This is a genomic window from Kiloniellales bacterium (assembly GCA_030064845.1).
Taxonomy (GTDB): Bacteria; Pseudomonadota; Alphaproteobacteria; order Kiloniellales; family JAKSDN01; genus JASJEC01.
In genome coordinates this window covers 23,080-39,259 of record JASJEC010000015.1, presented here as the reverse complement: position 1 = coordinate 39,259, position 16,180 = coordinate 23,080, and the positions used below count along the sequence as shown (strand labels likewise).

Sequence of the window (16,180 nt, the reverse complement as noted above, 5' to 3'; positions counted from 1 at the left end):
GATCGCGATCGAATGGAATCGCCTGGGGCAATCCCTTAATTCCGTGAACCTTGTTTGTACCTCTGACCCAGAGCTGTGCCGCGCCGGCCAGCCGGGAGCCCCCGTGGCAGCCCCGATCGATAACAGCGTCTTTACGATTTTCCTTCAAAGTGGCGGGTCAACCGTGGCGGAGGGTTCGATGACGTTCAGGAAGCCGGCAATCGGCCTGTCCATCGTGTTCGCGGCGCTGCTCGCCGCGTTCCCGGCGCAGGCCTACATCGGCCCCGGCGCAGGGCTCAGCGCCATCGGCACGGCCGTTGCCGTGGTCGGCGCGTTCCTCCTCCTGATCGTCGGCTTCGTCTGGTATCCGGTGAAGCGCTTCCTCAGGAACCGGAAGGGTGCGGAGCCGAAGGTCGAGGAACAGCAGCTGGACCAGCAGCAGAGCTAAGCTCTCGTCAATCTTACCGGGACGTTAAATGCTCGTCCTTTCCATCATCGCGGCGGCGTCGATCGGCCTCTTCCTGGTCGTCTTCTGGCTCGCCGGGATCATGCAGGTCGCCAGAGAGGCGATCACGATCGCCCGCGGTGCCGCGGCGACGGTGCGCGCGCCCGATCTCGACGACCTGGCCCGCGAGCAAGCGGTCCAGGCGGCGGCGCTGAGGCTGCTGACGCTCTCGGCGATCCTGATCCTGCGCAGCCTGCTGGCGCTGGCGGCGGCCTTCGTGCCGATCGCGCTGTGCGACTGGATCGGGCTGTCGCCCATGACGGCGACCCTGGATTTCATGGAGCGTTGGGACGTGATCGCCGTCGCCACCGTGGCGATCTGCGCCGGGTACTGGGCGAGCCTCCGCTTATGGCCGCGCTGAGCGACTACTCCAGGCTCGACCGGCTGGTCCATCAGATCGCCTTCTCGTTCCCCAACGTTCAGCTCTCGGCCTCCGAGATCGAAGACAGCCTTTTCGGGAAGGATCTCGGCCGGGTCGACATGGGGCCGCCGATCTTCATCACCTCGCTGCCGCGCGCGGGCACGACCATCCTGCTCACCGCGCTCAACGCGGCGCCCGAGCTGGCGACCCATCTCTACCGCGACATGCCCTTCGTGCTCGCCCCGCTCCTGTGGTCGCGGCTCAGCGGCGGGTTCCGCAAGCAGGCGGCACCGCGCGAGCGGGCCCACAAGGACGGCATCGAGATCGGCTACGACAGCCCGGAAGCCTTCGAGGAGGTCATCTGGCGGACCTTCTGGCCCGAGAAGTACGGTCCCGAGGGGATCGCGCTCTGGTCGAGCGGCGATGCCAAGGCCGAGGGCCGGGACTTCATGCTCCGCCATTTCCGGAAGATCGTGTCGCTGCGCTGTGGCGGCGCGCGGCGGATTGGGCGCTACCTGTCGAAGAACAACGGCAACATCGCGCGGCTCGACCTCATTCCCGGCCTGTTTCCCGATTCGGATATCCTCGTTCCCCTGCGCAAGCCCCTGGCCCACGCCGCCTCCCTGCACCGGCAGCACCTCGCCTTCCTGCAGCGGCACCGAGAGGACCCCTTCGCGCGGCGCTACATGGAGGACATCGGGCACTACGAGTTCGGCGCCCTGCATCGCCCCTTCCGGTTCGAGGGCCTCGACGGCCTGACGCGGGGGCTCGAGCCGACGGATCTCGACTACTGGCTGGCCTACTGGGTCGCCGCCTTCGAGCACGTGGCGGGCCGCCTCGACCGCGTCCGCCTGCTGGGCTACGAGGACATCTGCCGGCGCGGCGAGGCCGTCGGCGGCGAGCTCTGCGAGCTGCTCGGTCTGGACCGGGCCAGCGCGCCTGAGATCGGCCGGGCCTTCCGGCCGGCGCCGGAGGTCCCGCCCGAGGTCGCGGCGCACCGCAGCAAGACCAGGGACCGGGCCGAGGCGCTCTACGCGCGGCTGGTCCCCGCGATGCTCTGAGTCACGAGTTGATCACCATCCGCTCTAGGGGCAGCGCCAGTCCTGCACCGTGAAGAAGGAGGCCGGGTAGACCCGGGCCTCGGTGACCTCGAGAACCTCGTCCTCGTCGTAGCGGTTGATGTATTCCCAGACGATCCTGCGCTCGGCGTCGACCTCGAACACGCGCCCCGCTTCGAACTCGGTGATCAGGAAGCCGCCGCCCGGCAGGGTTTCGTGCTTGCCGCGGATGACCGTCAGGAATTCCTCGCCGGGCCGCTGGCCGTAGGCCACCTCCGACACGCCGGTCGCGGGGTCGACCCTCACGATATTGCTGTCCCTGGGGACGTCCAGCCGGGCCAGGTCTTGCGGGCCCAGGGCGTTCCGATAGACGTTGTTGTTGAAAACCGTGATCGTGCCGTCCGGGTTGAACTCCGGGTCGTGCTGCCGACGCCAGGGCCCGACGCTGTTCCACTTGATCTTCCAATCGTCGGGATCGACGACGAAGACAAGGTTGAAGGCCCGAAGCGAGACCACCAGGTCGCCCGCGTCGAAGTCCGGGAAGGCGTCGGCGATCGCCTGGGGCAGCTCCCCGATCTTGTTGGCGTGGACGAGCTCCTTGCCCCACGCAAGGCCGGTGCGAAAATTGATGCCGGACGCGGTCAAGACCGTCTCGAGGCCGTTCTCGTAGAGGATCTCGGGGATCGACTTCTGCAGCAGGATCTCGCCGTCGTCCGAGACCTTCAGGATGAGGTCCTCGTCGCCGATGGTGAAGGGCGGAAACTTGGCGCTCTCCTCCGGCCCGACAAAAGCGCGCCCCGGGATCCAGTATCCGCCGTTCTCGGATCTCTCGATCGAGTGGTGCGTCGGGTGGGCGAGCGTCCAAACCACCTCGCCGCAGCGCGACAGCTTGACGGTGCCGTTGTACTCGTAATTGAAGACCACCGATCCGTCGGGGTGCAGCAAGGCGCCGTGGAGATCGGTGTTGAGATCCCTCTGGGGCGGGTACTTGAGATGCGAGGTGTCCGGGAAGTGCTCCGAGAAGCGGACCGGCCATCGGGCCACCGGCGTGCCGTCGCGTCGGATCAGCCGCAGTTCGTTGCCGCCGTCGAAGAACCCCGACATGAAAACGAGGCTGCCGTCGTCCGACATTTCGTTGACCGTGACGCCGCTTCCCGCGTCGCGGGCCGGCTGACGAAAGTGCGTCGGCACGCCTTCCGGCGCGAAGACCGCGACCTCCAAGAGCACGAGGCCCAGGTTCTCGCTCAAGGCCTTGTAAGCCTGATAGGCGAAGTTCTTCTCGGCGCCCGAGTACATGCCCGCCCCGAAGAACACGATGAACGCGAGCAGAACCGCCGAGATATGCGACGTTATCTTCTCCATGCTCTTCCGCAAGACACCCTCCGGCGGATTGGTTGTCCCTCGAGGGTTCCGGTCGGCGCTTCGATCACGCGGGCGGTGTCGAGAGAGGGGCGGTCACGAGGGGCTGAGCCCGCCGCGCCGGCCCGTTTCAGCGCCTCGGCCTGAAGGACGGAATCCTGCCCTGGAGTGAAGCGCGAGGGTGTTGAGCAAGCCTTAAACAAAGGCGAGAAAATCATTCGCGTGCCGTCGACCGACGCGGCCAGGGGCGTGATCGAGGCCCGGCAGACCGGCCTTCCGTCCCGGTGTTCCCGCCCGCATGGCCTTCCCCGGCGAAGCAATTTGGTAACGCAACTTCGGCACTATCGGCTCAGGGCATTTTCTTGCGCGACCTCCTCATCCGGGTTCTCCGGTCGATCGAATGGGCCTGACACTCTCCACCGTCGAGGCGCTGGCGCCGGATCAGCCGTCGCTGAAGGCCGCTTCGAAGCTGATGAAGCCGGCCAAGTGGCCGCTGCGCGCGCGCGAGGAGGGCGGCGCCCTGATCTGGGGCGAGTGCCAGGGCTCGGGCGCCAATCCCTATCGGGTGATGGCCGACACCTCCGACCAGGGCTACAAGTGCACCTGCCCGTCGCGCAAGTTCCCCTGCAAGCACGTTCTTGCCCTCATGTGGATGTACGCCGAGGAGGCCGGCGCCTTCAGTCCGGAGGAAATCCCCGAGTGGGTGACCGACTGGCTCGGGCGCCGCCGAAAGGGCGGCGCCAAGCCCGAGAGCAAGAAGGAATCCAAGGCGGGTCCGGCCAAGAGCCTGACCGCGGCCGCCGCGGCCGAGGCGCCGGCGGCGCCCGATCCCAAGGCCGAGGCGCGGCGCAAGGCGGCGGCGGAGAAGCGCGCGGCGGCGACCCGCCGCTCGATCCTGGCCGCGACAGAGGACATGGAGCAGTGGATCGCCGATCAGCTCCGGACCGGGCTGAACGGCTTCCTCGCGGAGTCGACCGAGCGCTGCCGCCGGATCGCCGCCCGCCTGGTCGACGCCAAGGCGGCCGCCCTGGCCAGCCGGATCGACGAGATGCCGGCCCGCCTTCTCGCCCTGCCGGCCGAACAGAGGCCCGACGCCGCGATCAGCGAGCTGGGAAAACTGGTGCTGCTCGCCCGCGCCTGGCGCGCGGCGCCGGACGACCCGGAACTGCGCCGGAGCGTGGCGACGGGCGAGACCCGCGAACAGGTTCTCGAGGACTCCGAGGCGCGCCGGGTCAGCGCGACTTGGGAGGTCCTGGGCGAAGAGGTGACCACCCTGCGCGACGGCCTGATCAGTCAGGCGACGTGGCTGCTCAACCTGGACGAGGGTCCCCAGCGATTCGCCCTGCTGCTCGACTTCTTTCCCGCGGCGACCGGGCGGCGCGGCGGCGCCTTTTCCGCTGGCGAGCAGTTCTCGGCGGAGCTCGCCTTCTATCGTGCCGCAACGCCGCTGCGCGCCATCATCGTCAGCCGCGAACCGGCGAACGGCGCGGCCAAGCCCTGGTGCAACGCGGCCGGCGCCGATCCCCTGGCGGGCTACGCCGCGGCCCTGGAATCGGCGCCCTGGAGCCTGAGCGCCCCGCTTCTCCTGCCGGCAGGCCGGATCTGTTCCGAGCCCTCGGGACAGCAGTGGTGGCGCGCCGCCGAGGGTGGCGCGACCCTGCCGCTCGCCGAAGCGGCGCCAACGGTCGCTCTCGGCGTGGACCTTTCCGGTGCGGCCGGCATCTGGACCGGAACCCGCCTCACTCTGCTCGCCGGCCAGAGCGACTGGGGCCGGCTTTCCTTCGAGGGCTGACGTGCAGGATCTCGAGAGCCATCTGTCCCGGATCAAGGCGCGCTGGCTGATCGGCGGCGCCGCCGCCGGCCAGGTCCCGCCGGAATGGCAGCCGATTGTCGGCGCCGACGGCGATGCCGAGCTGCGTCTCGTGGTTCTCGTCGGGCAGGCCTCGCAGATCGGTTTCCGCCCCGTGCCCAGTGCCGAGCTGACGCCCAGTCCGGGCTTGCCTTCCCTGTCCTTGCCCTGCCTCCCGGCGCCGGCGCGGGCCCGGTTTCGCCGTGTGCTCGGCTCGCTGAAGCCGAGCAAGGAGCAGATGTCCGCCCTTCTCGCGCTTCTGGCCGGGCGCGGCTACGTGGCGCATCCGGCGGATTGGATGCCGGACGCCAACGACGAGGGGACGCCGGCGGTCTATGGCCCCTGGATCGCCTGGCAGACGTCGCAGGAGGCCAAGAGCCCGCAGGAGGAATTGACCGAGGAGAACTGGGACCTCTGGTGGCCGGCGGAGCGGCGCGCTGCCCTGCGCGCGCTGCGCGTCAAGGATCCGTCGGCGGCAGCCGCGCTGATCGTCGCCAAGGGAGCGGAACTGAAGGCCGACCAGCGGCTGCGCGTCGTTGAGCTCTTCGCGGTCGGGCTGTCGGAGATCGACGTGCCCTACCTGGAGGGTCTGGCCGCGGACCGCTCGGGCAAGGTCAAGGAACTTGCCGCCCGCCTGCTGGCCCGACTGGGGCGGATCGAGGACGCCGACGAGAGCGTCGTGGAACTCGCGGAGTTTCTCAAGGTAGGCTCTTCCGGCCTGCTGGACCGCGGCAAGACGGTCAGTGCAAAGAAGCTCAAGACCAACGCCCAGCGGAACCGGCGACGGCAGCTCTTCGACACCCTGACACTGTCCGGGCTGGCGGCGGCGCTGGAGATGAGCGAGCTCGACCTGGTCCGGGTCTGGAGGCCGACCCGCGATACCGAGGCAACCATTGAATTCGTGTCCATGGTCGCCCAGACCGGGTCAGACGCGGTGCAGCGCCCCTGTCTCGATCACCTGCTCGGCGACTTTACCGGTTCACTGTTGATCCTCCTGCCGCTGGTCGCCCGCCTGGACGAGACCGCGCGGCGCGACGTCGCCGCGGAGTTCATTACCAGGGACGAGCTGACCTTCGAGGCTTCGGTGGCCTGCGCCGGCGAGCGGCTCGGTCTTGCGACGGCAAGGGAGATCGAGGCCGCGCCGGCCCACCGGGCCTTCCTGGACAATCTCAAGAAGGTGCTGGCCGACGATCAGGGTAAGCGCCGCCAGGAGGAGGCGCTACTGACCGAGGGCCTCGTCAATCTCGGCCTGCTGGCCGACCAGTCCGCCGCTGCCAAGCTGCTCGAGCAAGTGACGGCTGCCGGCATGATGTCCGTCGACCCCCAACTCGACCTTCTGCATCTGAACGCCGCCCTGGAACGGAGATCCGACCATGACTGAGGTTCTGCGCCTGCCCGCCGAACAGTCCTATGCCGCCGACCTGGAAGCCCTGAAGGCTGGCGACGACGCGCCCAAGCCGACCGGCTGGGCACTGTCGCCCCAGGCCGTCGTGACCTACCTGATGGGCGGCAAGGCGCCGAACGGGGCGGAGATCAGCGCAAAGTACGTCGGCGACCGGCGGCTGATCGAGACCGCGGTGGCGACCCTGGCGACCGACCGGGCGCTGCTCCTGCTCGGCGTGCCCGGCACCGCGAAGTCCTGGGTCTCGGAACACCTGGCCGCCGCGATCAGCGGCGATTCCACGCTGGTGATCCAGTGCACCGCCGGGACCGACGAGAACCAGATCCGCTACGGCTGGAACTACGCCCAGCTCCTGGCCAAGGGGCCGAGCCGCGAAGCCCTGGTGCCGACGCCGCTGTTCCGCGCCATGGAGTCCGGCAGCCTCTGCCGCATGGAGGAGCTGACCCGCATGGGCTCCGACGTGCAGGACACGCTGATCACGGTGCTGTCTGAGAAGATGCTGCCGATCCCCGAATTGAACGACTCGGTCTATGCCGCGCGCGGCTTCAACCTGATCGCTACGGCCAACAACCGGGACAAGGGCGTGAACGAGCTCTCCTCGGCGCTGAAGCGCCGCTTCAACGTGGTCGTGCTGCCGCTGCCCGACGACATGGACCAGGAGATCGCCATCGTCACCAGGCGGGTCGGAGAGATGGCCGCGACCCTGGAGCTGCCCGCGCCGAAGAACGTGGCCGAGGAGGTCGCCCGGGTGATCGCGATCTTCCGCGAGCTGCGCGGCGGCGAGACCCTGGACGGCAAGGTCGCCCTGAAGACCCCGACCGGCAACCTTTCGACCGCCGAGGCGATCGCCGTCATGGTCGGCGGCCTCAGTCAGGCCGCGTTCTTCGACGGCGGCAAGCTGAGCGCCGAGGGCATCGCGCCCAACATGCTGGGCGCGATCGTCAAGGACCCGGTGCAGGACAAGGTCGTCCTCGAGGAGTACCTGGAGACCGTGCTCAAGAAGCGGCGCGACTATAGCGACTACTACAACGTCATGACCGATCTGGTCTGAGACCTTGGCCGCCGACGTCCATATTTTCGGCATTCGCCACCACGGGCCCGGCTCGTCGCGCCAGCTGGTGCAGGCGCTCGACGCGCTCGAGCCCGCCGAGGTGCTGATCGAGGGGCCGTCGGACGTGTCCGAGCTGCTGCCGCTTCTGGCCGATCCGGCGATGGTGCCACCGGTCGCGCTCCTGACCTACCCGGCCGATGCGCCGGACCAGGCGGTGTTCTGGCCCTTCGCCCGCTTCTCGCCGGAATACCAGGCCGTCTGCTGGGCGGTCGCCCGCGGCGTACCGCTGCGCTTCATCGACCTGCCGACCTGGTGGCGTCTGCCGAAGAAACCGCCGGAAGAGGAGGGCGAGGCCGAGCCGGAGGGCGATGCCGCGACCGATCGGGCCCAGCAGATCCTGCGCGACCCGATCGGGACGCTCGCCCACGCCGCCGGCTACGAGGACGGCGAGAGCTGGTGGCGCGACGTGATCGAGGAGAATCCCGCGCCGGGCCCGGTCTTCGCGGCCGTGGCCGATGCCATGGCGGCGCTGCGCGAGGGCCGCCCGCCGGACGACGCCTTCGAGGCGGCGCGCGAGGCGCACATGCGCCTGGAGATCGCCAAGTCGGCCAAGGCCGCGAGCGGCCCCGTCGCGGTGGTCTGCGGCGCCTGGCACGTGCCGGCGCTCGAGGAGAGGCACGCGGCCAAGGACGACCAGGCCCTCCTCAAGGGCGCCGAGAAGCGCAAGGTCCTGGCGACCTGGGCGCCCTGGACCGCGCCGCGGCTGGCCTTCGACAGCGGCTACGGTGCCGGTGTTACGGCGCCGGGCTGGTGCGCGCACATCTGGGACAGCGATCAGGCGCGCATCGTTCCCGGCTGGCTCGGCAAGATCGCCGCCCTGCTGCGCGGGAACGGACACCTGGTCTCGACCGCCTCGCTGATCGAGGCGCAGCGCCTGGGGCAGAGCCTGGCGGCCCTGCGCGGCCGGCCGGCGCCCGGTTTCGAGGAGCTGTGCGACGCGGCGATCGCCTGTCTCTGCTTCGGCGAGGCCCTGGTCTGGGAAAGCATCGCGCGCGACCTCCTGGTCGGCGCCGAGGTCGGCGCGATCCCCGAGGCGGTGCCCCTGGCACCGCTGCTCGAGGACCTGCAGCGCCAGCAGAAGGCCGCCCGGCTCAAGCCCGAGGCCCTGGAGCGCGAGCTCGCGCTCGATCTGCGCAGCGAGAGCGGCCTGTTCCGCTCGGTTCTGCTGCACCGCCTTAGCCTGCTCGGCGTGCCCTGGGGCAAGCTTTCCGACGTCGGGCGCAGCCGCGGCACCTTCCGCGAGCGGTGGGTGCTGCGCTGGGAGCCGGAATTCGCGGTCCGCCTGGTCGAGAATCTGGTCTTCGGCGCGACCATAGAGCAGGCGGCGGCCGGGCGGGTCCAAGCCGACCTCGACAGGGCGGCCGACCTCGGCGCGCTCGCAGACCTGGTGCTCTCGGCACTCACCGCCCAGCTGGAGACGGCCGCCGCCAAGGGCACCGAGGCCTTGAGCCAGCGCGTGGCCCAGACCAGCGACGGCGTGGAGCTCCTGACCGCCGTGCCGCCCATGGCCGATATCCTGCGCTACGGTGAGGCTCGGGCGCGGGACACGGCGTCGCTGGGCGACCTCCTGCGGCGCATCGCGGTTCAGGGCGCCATCGCCTTGCCCTATGCCGCGCGCAATCTGGACGCCGATGCCGCGTCCAGCCTGCGCGACTGCGTGCGGGCCGCGGATGCCGCGATCCGCTTGGCCGAGCTTGAGGGCGAAGACCTGGAACAGTGGACGCGGGCGCTCAAGACGCTGCTCGGCGACGACCAAGCGGCGCGATTGGTCGCGGGGACTGCGGGCCGTTTGCTCTACGAGGCGGAGGAGATCGCGCCGGAAGAGGCGGTCGGCCTCCTGGGGCGCATGCTCTCGCCCGGCTCGGCGGTGGCCGGGGCCGCCGCCTTCTTCGATGGCTTCTTCGAGGGCGCCGGCCAGCGCCTGATCCACGACAAGGGCCTGCGCGACTGTGTCGACACCTGGCTGATGAGCCTCGACGAGGACGCCTTCATTCAGTACCTGCCGCTGTTCCGCCGGGTTTTCTCCGGCCTCGACGGGAGCGAGCGGCGGCACCTGCTGGACGCGCTCTTCGGGCGCGCGATACGCGCCTTGCCCGGCCTGGCCGCGGCGCCGGACGCCGCCGAGGTCTGGCCGCGCCACCTTGCCAAGCTCACCGAGATCCTGAACGCGGAGGCCGCCGATGGCCGATGAGGAACAGCAGCGCCGCTGGCGCCTCGCCCTGGGGGGCGAGGAAGAGGCGCTCTCAGAGCGGGACCAGCGGCTCTCCAACTGCCTGAGCGCTCTCTACGGCGCGGGCCCGGGCGACGGCAAGGGCAACGGCAAGGACAAGCGCGGCGGGCTTGGCCGCTCGGCGCCCAGCGTCGCCCGCTGGATGGGCGACGTGCGCGAGTTCTTCCCGGCGCCGGTGGTCCAGGTCGTGCAGAAGGACGCCTTCGACCGCCTCGGCCTCCGGCAGATGCTGGTCGAGCCGGAGTTCCTGGCGGCGGTCGAGGCCGACGTCAATCTGGTCGCCGATCTCGTCTCGCTGCGCGGCGTCATGCCGGAGAAGACCAAAGAGACCGCGCGGGAGGTCATCGCCAAGGTGGTCGCCGAGCTGATCGAGCGGCTGGAGCGGCGCACCGCCGAGGCGATCCGCGGTGCGATCGACCGCTCGCGGCGCACTTTCCGGCCGCGCTTCAACGACATCGACTGGCCGCGCACGATCCGCGCCAACCTGCGCCACTACCAGCCCGAGCACGAGACCATCGTCCCCGAGCGGCTGGTCGGGTTCATGCGTCAGCAGCGCCGGATCGTCGACCTGGACGAGGTGGTGCTCTGCGTCGACCAATCGGGCTCCATGGCGACCTCCGTGGTCTACGCCTCGATCTTCGCCGCCGTCATGGCCTCGCTGCCCGTGGTCCAGACCAAGCTGGTCTGCTTCGATACGGCCATCGTCGACCTGACCGAGGAACTCGCCGATCCGGTCGAGGTCCTGTTCGGCGTCCAGCTCGGCGGCGGGACCGACATCAACCAGGCGGTGGCCTACTGCGAGAACAAGATCGAGCGGCCGACCAAGTCGCACCTGGTGCTGATCACCGACCTCTACGAGGGCGGCAACGCGAGGGAGCTGGTCGCCCGGATCGCCCGCCTGATCGGCATGGGGGTCAACGTGGTGGTGCTGCTCGCCCTGACCGACACGGGTCAGCCCTCCTACGATCCCGGGTTGGCTGGCGAGATCGCCGCCCTGGGCGCGCCGGTCTTCGGCTGCACGCCCGACCAGTTTCCCGACCTTATGGCCTGCGCGCTGCGACGCGATGACATCCACGCCTGGGCGGCCAAGGAGGACATCAAGCTGATCAGAGCAGGGGACTCCGGCGGTCGGGAGTAGCCGCAGCGCCTCGGCCTGAAGGACGGAGTCCTGCCCTGAAGTGAAGCGCGAGAGTGTCGAGCCGAGGCGGGAAAAGCCCCCCAGATCATGGCTTTCGACGAGCCATGCCTGAAGAATTGGATGTTAAGCGAGCGCGGAGTCTTCCGAGTGCCGCGCATCACGGTAGGATGACGCGGTTTCCCTTCGATTCGAGGTTGTGCTATGAATACTGTCGGAACTGCCACTCCTAGAGGCAGTTCCTTGAAACCGGGATTACTCGGGCATGATCGAACGCACCTCTTCCGAGAAGAGGGGGGCGGGGGCGCGGCGGACCACCAGCCAGGACTTTCTCCGCGATTGTCCGGCGAGTGTGGCCCAACTTTTTCAGTACTGGGATTCGAGGCGCGGCGAACGCCGCATGCCGAAGCGCGCGGACATCGATCCGGGAGACTTCAAGAGGCAATTGCCCGGCATCCTGCTGGTGGATGTCGAAGGCGAGGGGAAGAGGGGGCCCGCTCGCTTCCGGTATCGCGTGGTGGGCACTGGGGAGGTCGATCTGCGCGGCCACGACCCGACCGGCAAGCAGGTCGAGGAGGGCTTCTTCGGGCCGAGCCGCGAGGACGTGATCGCCTGCTACGAAACGGTCCGGCGCGGGCGCAGCTTCCTCTACGATCCGCTCGAGTACACCACGCCCGATGGGAAATGGTCCGACGAGTGCACGATCTTCCTGCCCTTGTCGGAAGACGGCGAGACGGTCAGCCAGATCCTGGTCTACTCCGTGCGGCGCGGGAGAGACGCCTGAGCGCCGCGTTACATGATCTGCTGGAACAGCGTTTGGCGCTCGGCCACCGAGCGTAAGGGTCTCGTTGCCGGCGGCCAATCTCAAATCGAAAAACCCGATGGCGGGCACGAAGATAAATCGTGCCGGGAACATGGCGGCTTGGGCGTAACGTCGCGCTTGGGGAGAGGCCTTCTCGTCAGCGCGAGGCCCCATGCAGCACCGACTGCCCATTTTCCTAAGACGCCTCGGGTCGCCCGGGGCCGAATCCTTCGCCACCCTCTTCGCCCTCGAGTCGCTCTCCCGGGCAGTGATCGCGACGGTGATCCCGCTGGAGGCGCTCCGCCTGGTGGGCGACGCCCAGGGGGTCAGCAGCCTGTTCTTCGCCGCCAGCCTGGTCGCGCTGGTCGGCGGCCTCATGGTGCCGCTGGTGGTGCGGCGCACGGCGCGGCGCTGGGTCTATTCGGCGGGCGTGATTCTGTTGGCCGCCGGATCCGCCTTGGCTGCGGCTGGGACGCTCGAGGTTTTCATCAGCGGCGTGATGCTGCGGGCGCTCGGCACGGTCGCCGTGATGATCTGCTTCACCCTCTACATCATGGATTTCATCGCCCGGCGGGACTTCAGCCGGTCGGAGCCCCTCAGGATCCTCTATTCCGCCGGCGCCTGGAGCCTCGGGCCCTTCCTGGGCGTCTATCTGGCCGAACGCCTGCATCCCTGGTCGCCCTACGCGCTGGCCGCCGCGACGGCCCTGGCGACGCTCGGCTATTTCTGGTTCCTGCGCCTGACCGACGATCCCGCAGTGACCCAGAAGGCAGGACCGACGCCCTCGCCGCTGCGCTATCTCGGGCGCTTCTTCGCCCAGCCGCGCCTGGCGCTCGCCTGGGTGCTCTCGACGGGGCGCAACATCTGGTGGGTCATATTTTTCATTTACGTCCCGATCTACGCGGTCGAGACCGGGCTCGGCGCGGTCGCCGGCGGCGCCATCGTTTCCTGCGGCACGGCCTTTCTTTTCCTCATGCCGCTGTTCGGCCGTGTGCTGCGCGGCCTCGGCATCCGGAGGATCTTCATCCTGGGCTACGCGCTCTGTGGCGCGCTGACCCTGGCCCTGGTGCCGGCCTGGGAGTACCCCTGGCTCGGCGCGGCGCTGCTAGTCTGCGGCGCCTTCGGCATGGTGGCGGTCGACGCCGCCGGCAACGTGGTCTTCATGCTGGCGGTGCGGCCGCGCGAGCGGGCCGAGATGACCGCCGTCTACTCGACCTACCGCGACGCGGCCGACATCGCGCCGCCGGGCGCCTTCGCCCTTCTGCTGCGGTTCTTCGAGCTGCCGGTGGTCTTCGTGACGGCGGGCCTTACCGCGTTGGGGCTGGCCGCCGCCTCGGTCCGGCTGCACCCCCGGCTGGGGCGCGACCGGGCGCCGGCGGGGGCGGGCGTGGTGCCGCCGGCGGCGCTCAGAGCGGGCCGATCGGCGGCGGGCGCCGCCGCAGGCCGCTGAGCGCGTTGCCGGCCAGCGCGCCGAGCAGCAGCGCGCCGCCGGCGAGCGTCATGGCGCCCGCCTCCTCGCCGAGGAAGAGCCAGACCCAGATCGGACCGAACAGGACCTCGGTCATGGACAGAAGCGCCAGCTCCACGGCCGGCACCGAGCGGGCGCCGATCGTATAGATCGAGAGCCCCAGGCCGAGCTGGACCACGCCGAGGCCGAGCGCCAGGATCGCGTCGTGGCCCGAGACCGCGAAGCCCCGGCCCTGCGCCAGGCACATCAGCGCGGCCACCAGCGTCATGAAGAGGCCGCCGTACCAGACCGCGGCCAGCCGCTGGTCGTCACCGTCGGCGCCGCTCCGGCCGCCGCGCGGCCAGCGCAGGGTCACGGTGAAGAGGGCGAAGCCGAGCGCCGATACCAGCGCCGCCAGGTTGCCGAAGCCGTGCCCCAGGGCGAAGCCGTCGACGACCATGATCCCGACCCCCGCCAGCGCGAAGGCCAGCGCAATCCAGGTGGCCCGGCGCACGCTCTCGCCCAGGACCAGGCGGCCGAGGACGGCTGCCAGGAAGGGCGCGGAGGCGAAGAGGAACATGGCGTTGGCCACGGTCGTGTTGACCAGGGAGACGATCGAGCCGCCGAAGGCCAGGACCAGGCTGAGACCGCCGAAGACCGCGGTCGGGCCGGCGCGCCGGAAGACCGCGAGAGGCCGGCCACGGCTCTTCAGGGTGAGCGCCAGGGAAAGAAACAGCGTCAGTCCGAGCGAGCGGTAGAACAGGATCTGCCACTCGGTTGCGCCTTCCATCAGGCGCACCACGATGCCCACCGTTGACCAGAGGGTCCCGGCCAGCAGCACCAGGGCGAGCCCGCGCCGATAGGCCGGGTGGTCTCTTCCCGCGGTGGCCGTCGCCTCGCTCATGGGCCATTGCTTCGATGCATCCTGCCGATGGGAATGCGGAACCAATCGCCCTGCAAGCCTCGGCGCGACGCTTGCCGTGTCAAATTCGCAGATCTCCGGTAAGCGCCTACTCCGGCGCGCGCGCCCGTGTTAGCGTGCGGCCGCGCAAATCCATCGATCTTCAGGCGCGTCATGCCTCACGAAGGAAAGGCAGCAGCCAAGAAGGACGTCTCCGGGAGTTCGAGCGGCTTTCGGCTGCGCCTTTCGGCGACCCTGACCCTGGGCTTCCTCGTCCTGCTGGTCGCCGCGCTGTTCGGCAGTCTCTGGGTTTCCCTCTCAACCGGGCAGAAGAACACCTTCGACCTGTTGCGGGCCCAGGCGACGATCACGGTGGAACTCGTCATCGGCCTGGTCGAGGAATACCTCGACGACGCCCAGGAGCAGGCCGAGTTCCTGGCCCGCGCGATTGCCGACGGCGATGTCGATCCCTGGGATGACGCGCGCCTGTCTGACATCATGCTGGGCTCCCTGGCGGCGGGAGAGCAGATCAGCGGAATCGTCTTCGTCCGTCCCGACTTCAGCGTGCTCCGCGTCGGCCGACAAAGCGGCGACTTCGTGTTCCTGCCCGGCGACTGGAAGGAGCGCGGAGAGATCCACGACGCCATGACCGACTACGCGGCGCTCACCGGCCGGGATTGGCGGTCGATCACGCTGCCCGAGCCTTTCGGCACGCCGCATATCGTGCTCGCCGAGCCCGTGGTTCGGGACGAGACCTTGCTCGGTCTGGTCTTCTCGATCGTGTCGATCTCATCCCTGTCCCGCTTCCTGGATGAGGCCGACCGGGCCAACGGCACCCACAGCTTCATTCTCTACGGCCGCGACCGGGTCCTAGCGCATCCTTCCTTGGCCGGCGGATTCCGCGGGGTGTCCAAGGAGAAGCCCCTGCCGGCCCTGACCGAGGTCAACGACGTCATCCTATCGTCGATCTGGCAGCCCTCGGTCGACGACATGCCGGAGCTGCTGGCCGGCAGCGGGATCGAGGGCCACGTGGTCCGTGGGCGGGAGGAACACTACATCTACCTGTTCCAGACCCTGGAGCGCTTCGGCGAGCCTCCCTGGATCATCGGGACCTACTTCCGGGAGAGCGAGCTCTCGGACTATCTGGGAGATCTCGTCGTGTCGGGGATCGTCGGACTGGCGATCTTGGTCCTCGGCTGTGTCGCGTGCATTTTTCTGGCGCGCGCGATCGCGCGTCCGATCGCCCGGGTCGAACAGGCCGCGGGATCGATCCGCCGGCTGGACATGGGCGAGTCCACGCCGCTGCCCCGCAGCGTCTTCCGGGAACTCGACAACGTGGCCCAGGCCTGGAACGCCATGCTGGCCGGCCTGCGTTGGTTCGAGACCTACGTGCCGCGAACCCTGGTTCTGCGCCTGATGCAGCTTGGCGAGGACGCGCTGCGCTCGGAGCAGCGCCAGGTCACGGTGCTGTTCACCGATATCGCCGGGTTCACCGGCCTCAGCGCAAAGCAGACGCCGGTCGAGCTGGCGGGTTTCCTGAACGACCACTTCACGCGCCTGGGCGAAGTGATCGAGGCCGAAGGCGGCACGATCGACAAGTACATCGGCGATTCCGTCATGGCCTTCTGGGGCGCACCGGTGGATGAGCCGGAACATGCCCTGCGCGCCTGCCGCGCGGCGCTGGAGATCGCCGAGCGGATCGGCGCGGACAACCGAGAGAGAGCGGAAGGCGAGCCGCCCGTCAGGCTGCGGATCGGAATCCACAGCGGCCCGGCGATTGTCGGTAACATCGGCGCGCCGGGCCGCGTCAACTACACGCTGATCGGCGATACGGTGAACGTCGCCCAGCGCCTCGAGGCCCTGGGCAAGGAAGATCCGGAAGGGGCGCTTCCGCCCGAAGGCGCTGCCGTGACAATCCTGATCAGCGCCGACACGGCGGCCGAGCTTGGGGGGCGCTTCCCGCTCGTCAGCCTGGGCGTTCGGACCCTGCGCGGCCGCGACGAGCCACTCGAGGTCTTCCGCCTCCTGGAAGAGGCCTGAC

13 protein-coding genes are annotated in these 16,180 nt (G+C 69.2%); 11 read left to right on the top strand and 2 right to left on the bottom strand.

Translation table 11 applies throughout. The features are described from left to right. Positions 1–178 precede the first annotated feature (178 nt). From QNJ67_08120 to QNJ67_08110, 3 genes are read left to right on the top strand one after another with little or no spacing between them, the layout of a single operon-like run. Positions 179–427 carry a hypothetical protein gene (locus tag QNJ67_08120; protein MDJ0608931.1) on the top strand — a complete coding sequence of 83 codons (249 nt, stop codon included), beginning with the start codon at positions 179–181 and terminating at the stop codon, positions 425–427. Between the two features lie 28 nt (positions 428–455). Then, positions 456–845, top strand: a complete 390-nt coding sequence (locus QNJ67_08115; GenBank protein ID MDJ0608930.1) for a hypothetical protein — start codon at positions 456–458, stop codon at positions 843–845. Then, positions 833–1,906: a sulfotransferase gene (locus tag QNJ67_08110; GenBank protein ID MDJ0608929.1), complete on the top strand. Its 1,074-nt coding sequence runs from the start codon at positions 833–835 to the stop codon at positions 1,904–1,906. Before QNJ67_08115 ends, QNJ67_08110 begins: the two co-directional genes overlap by 13 nt. Positions 1,907–1,930: 24 nt before the next feature. On the opposite strand, the gene QNJ67_08105 is transcribed toward QNJ67_08110, so the two are convergent. After that, on the bottom strand, positions 1,931–3,265 hold the full coding sequence (locus QNJ67_08105; GenBank protein ID MDJ0608928.1) for an arylsulfotransferase family protein: 1,335 nt from the start codon (positions 3,263–3,265) through the stop codon (positions 1,931–1,933). A 397-nt stretch (positions 3,266–3,662) separates the two neighbouring features. Between QNJ67_08105 and QNJ67_08100 the strand changes: the two genes are divergently transcribed. From QNJ67_08100 to QNJ67_08070, 7 genes are all read left to right on the top strand, one after another. Further along, on the top strand, positions 3,663–5,054 hold the full coding sequence (locus QNJ67_08100) for an SWIM zinc finger family protein (GenBank protein ID MDJ0608927.1): 1,392 nt from the start codon (positions 3,663–3,665) through the stop codon (positions 5,052–5,054). A 1-nt stretch (position 5,055) separates the two neighbouring features. Then, on the top strand, positions 5,056–6,492 hold the full coding sequence (locus QNJ67_08095) for a DUF5691 domain-containing protein (protein ID MDJ0608926.1): 1,437 nt from the start codon (positions 5,056–5,058) through the stop codon (positions 6,490–6,492). Beyond that, positions 6,485–7,564, top strand: coding sequence for an AAA family ATPase (locus QNJ67_08090; GenBank protein ID MDJ0608925.1), 1,080 nt, complete (start codon positions 6,485–6,487; stop codon positions 7,562–7,564). The genes QNJ67_08095 and QNJ67_08090 overlap by 8 nt, the downstream gene beginning before the upstream one ends. Positions 7,565–7,568: 4 nt before the next feature. Next, positions 7,569–9,815, top strand: a complete 2,247-nt coding sequence (locus QNJ67_08085; GenBank protein MDJ0608924.1) for a DUF5682 family protein — start codon at positions 7,569–7,571, stop codon at positions 9,813–9,815. Beyond that, the gene (locus QNJ67_08080; GenBank protein MDJ0608923.1) at positions 9,805–10,992 is read left to right on the top strand and encodes a VWA domain-containing protein; all 1,188 of its coding nucleotides are present in this window, start codon (positions 9,805–9,807) and stop codon (positions 10,990–10,992) included. Before QNJ67_08085 ends, QNJ67_08080 begins: the two co-directional genes overlap by 11 nt. Positions 10,993–11,254: 262 nt before the next feature. After that, positions 11,255–11,773, top strand: a complete 519-nt coding sequence (locus QNJ67_08075) for a PAS domain-containing protein (protein ID MDJ0608922.1) — start codon at positions 11,255–11,257, stop codon at positions 11,771–11,773. A 190-nt stretch (positions 11,774–11,963) separates the two neighbouring features. Then, entirely contained in the window at positions 11,964–13,241 is a 1,278-nt protein-coding gene (locus QNJ67_08070) for an MFS transporter (GenBank protein ID MDJ0608921.1), read from the top strand. Here QNJ67_08070 and QNJ67_08065 read toward each other — a convergent pair. Continuing rightward, entirely contained in the window at positions 13,198–14,142 is a 945-nt protein-coding gene (locus QNJ67_08065; GenBank protein ID MDJ0608920.1) for a DMT family transporter, read from the bottom strand. The two genes, QNJ67_08070 and QNJ67_08065, sit on opposite strands and share 44 nt — an antisense overlap. A 171-nt stretch (positions 14,143–14,313) precedes the next feature. On the opposite strand from QNJ67_08065, the gene QNJ67_08060 reads away from it, so the two are divergent. Next, positions 14,314–16,179 (top strand): adenylate/guanylate cyclase domain-containing protein, encoded by a 1,866-nt coding sequence (locus QNJ67_08060; protein MDJ0608919.1) that lies wholly within the window; start codon positions 14,314–14,316, stop codon positions 16,177–16,179. Position 16,180 lies beyond the last annotated feature (1 nt).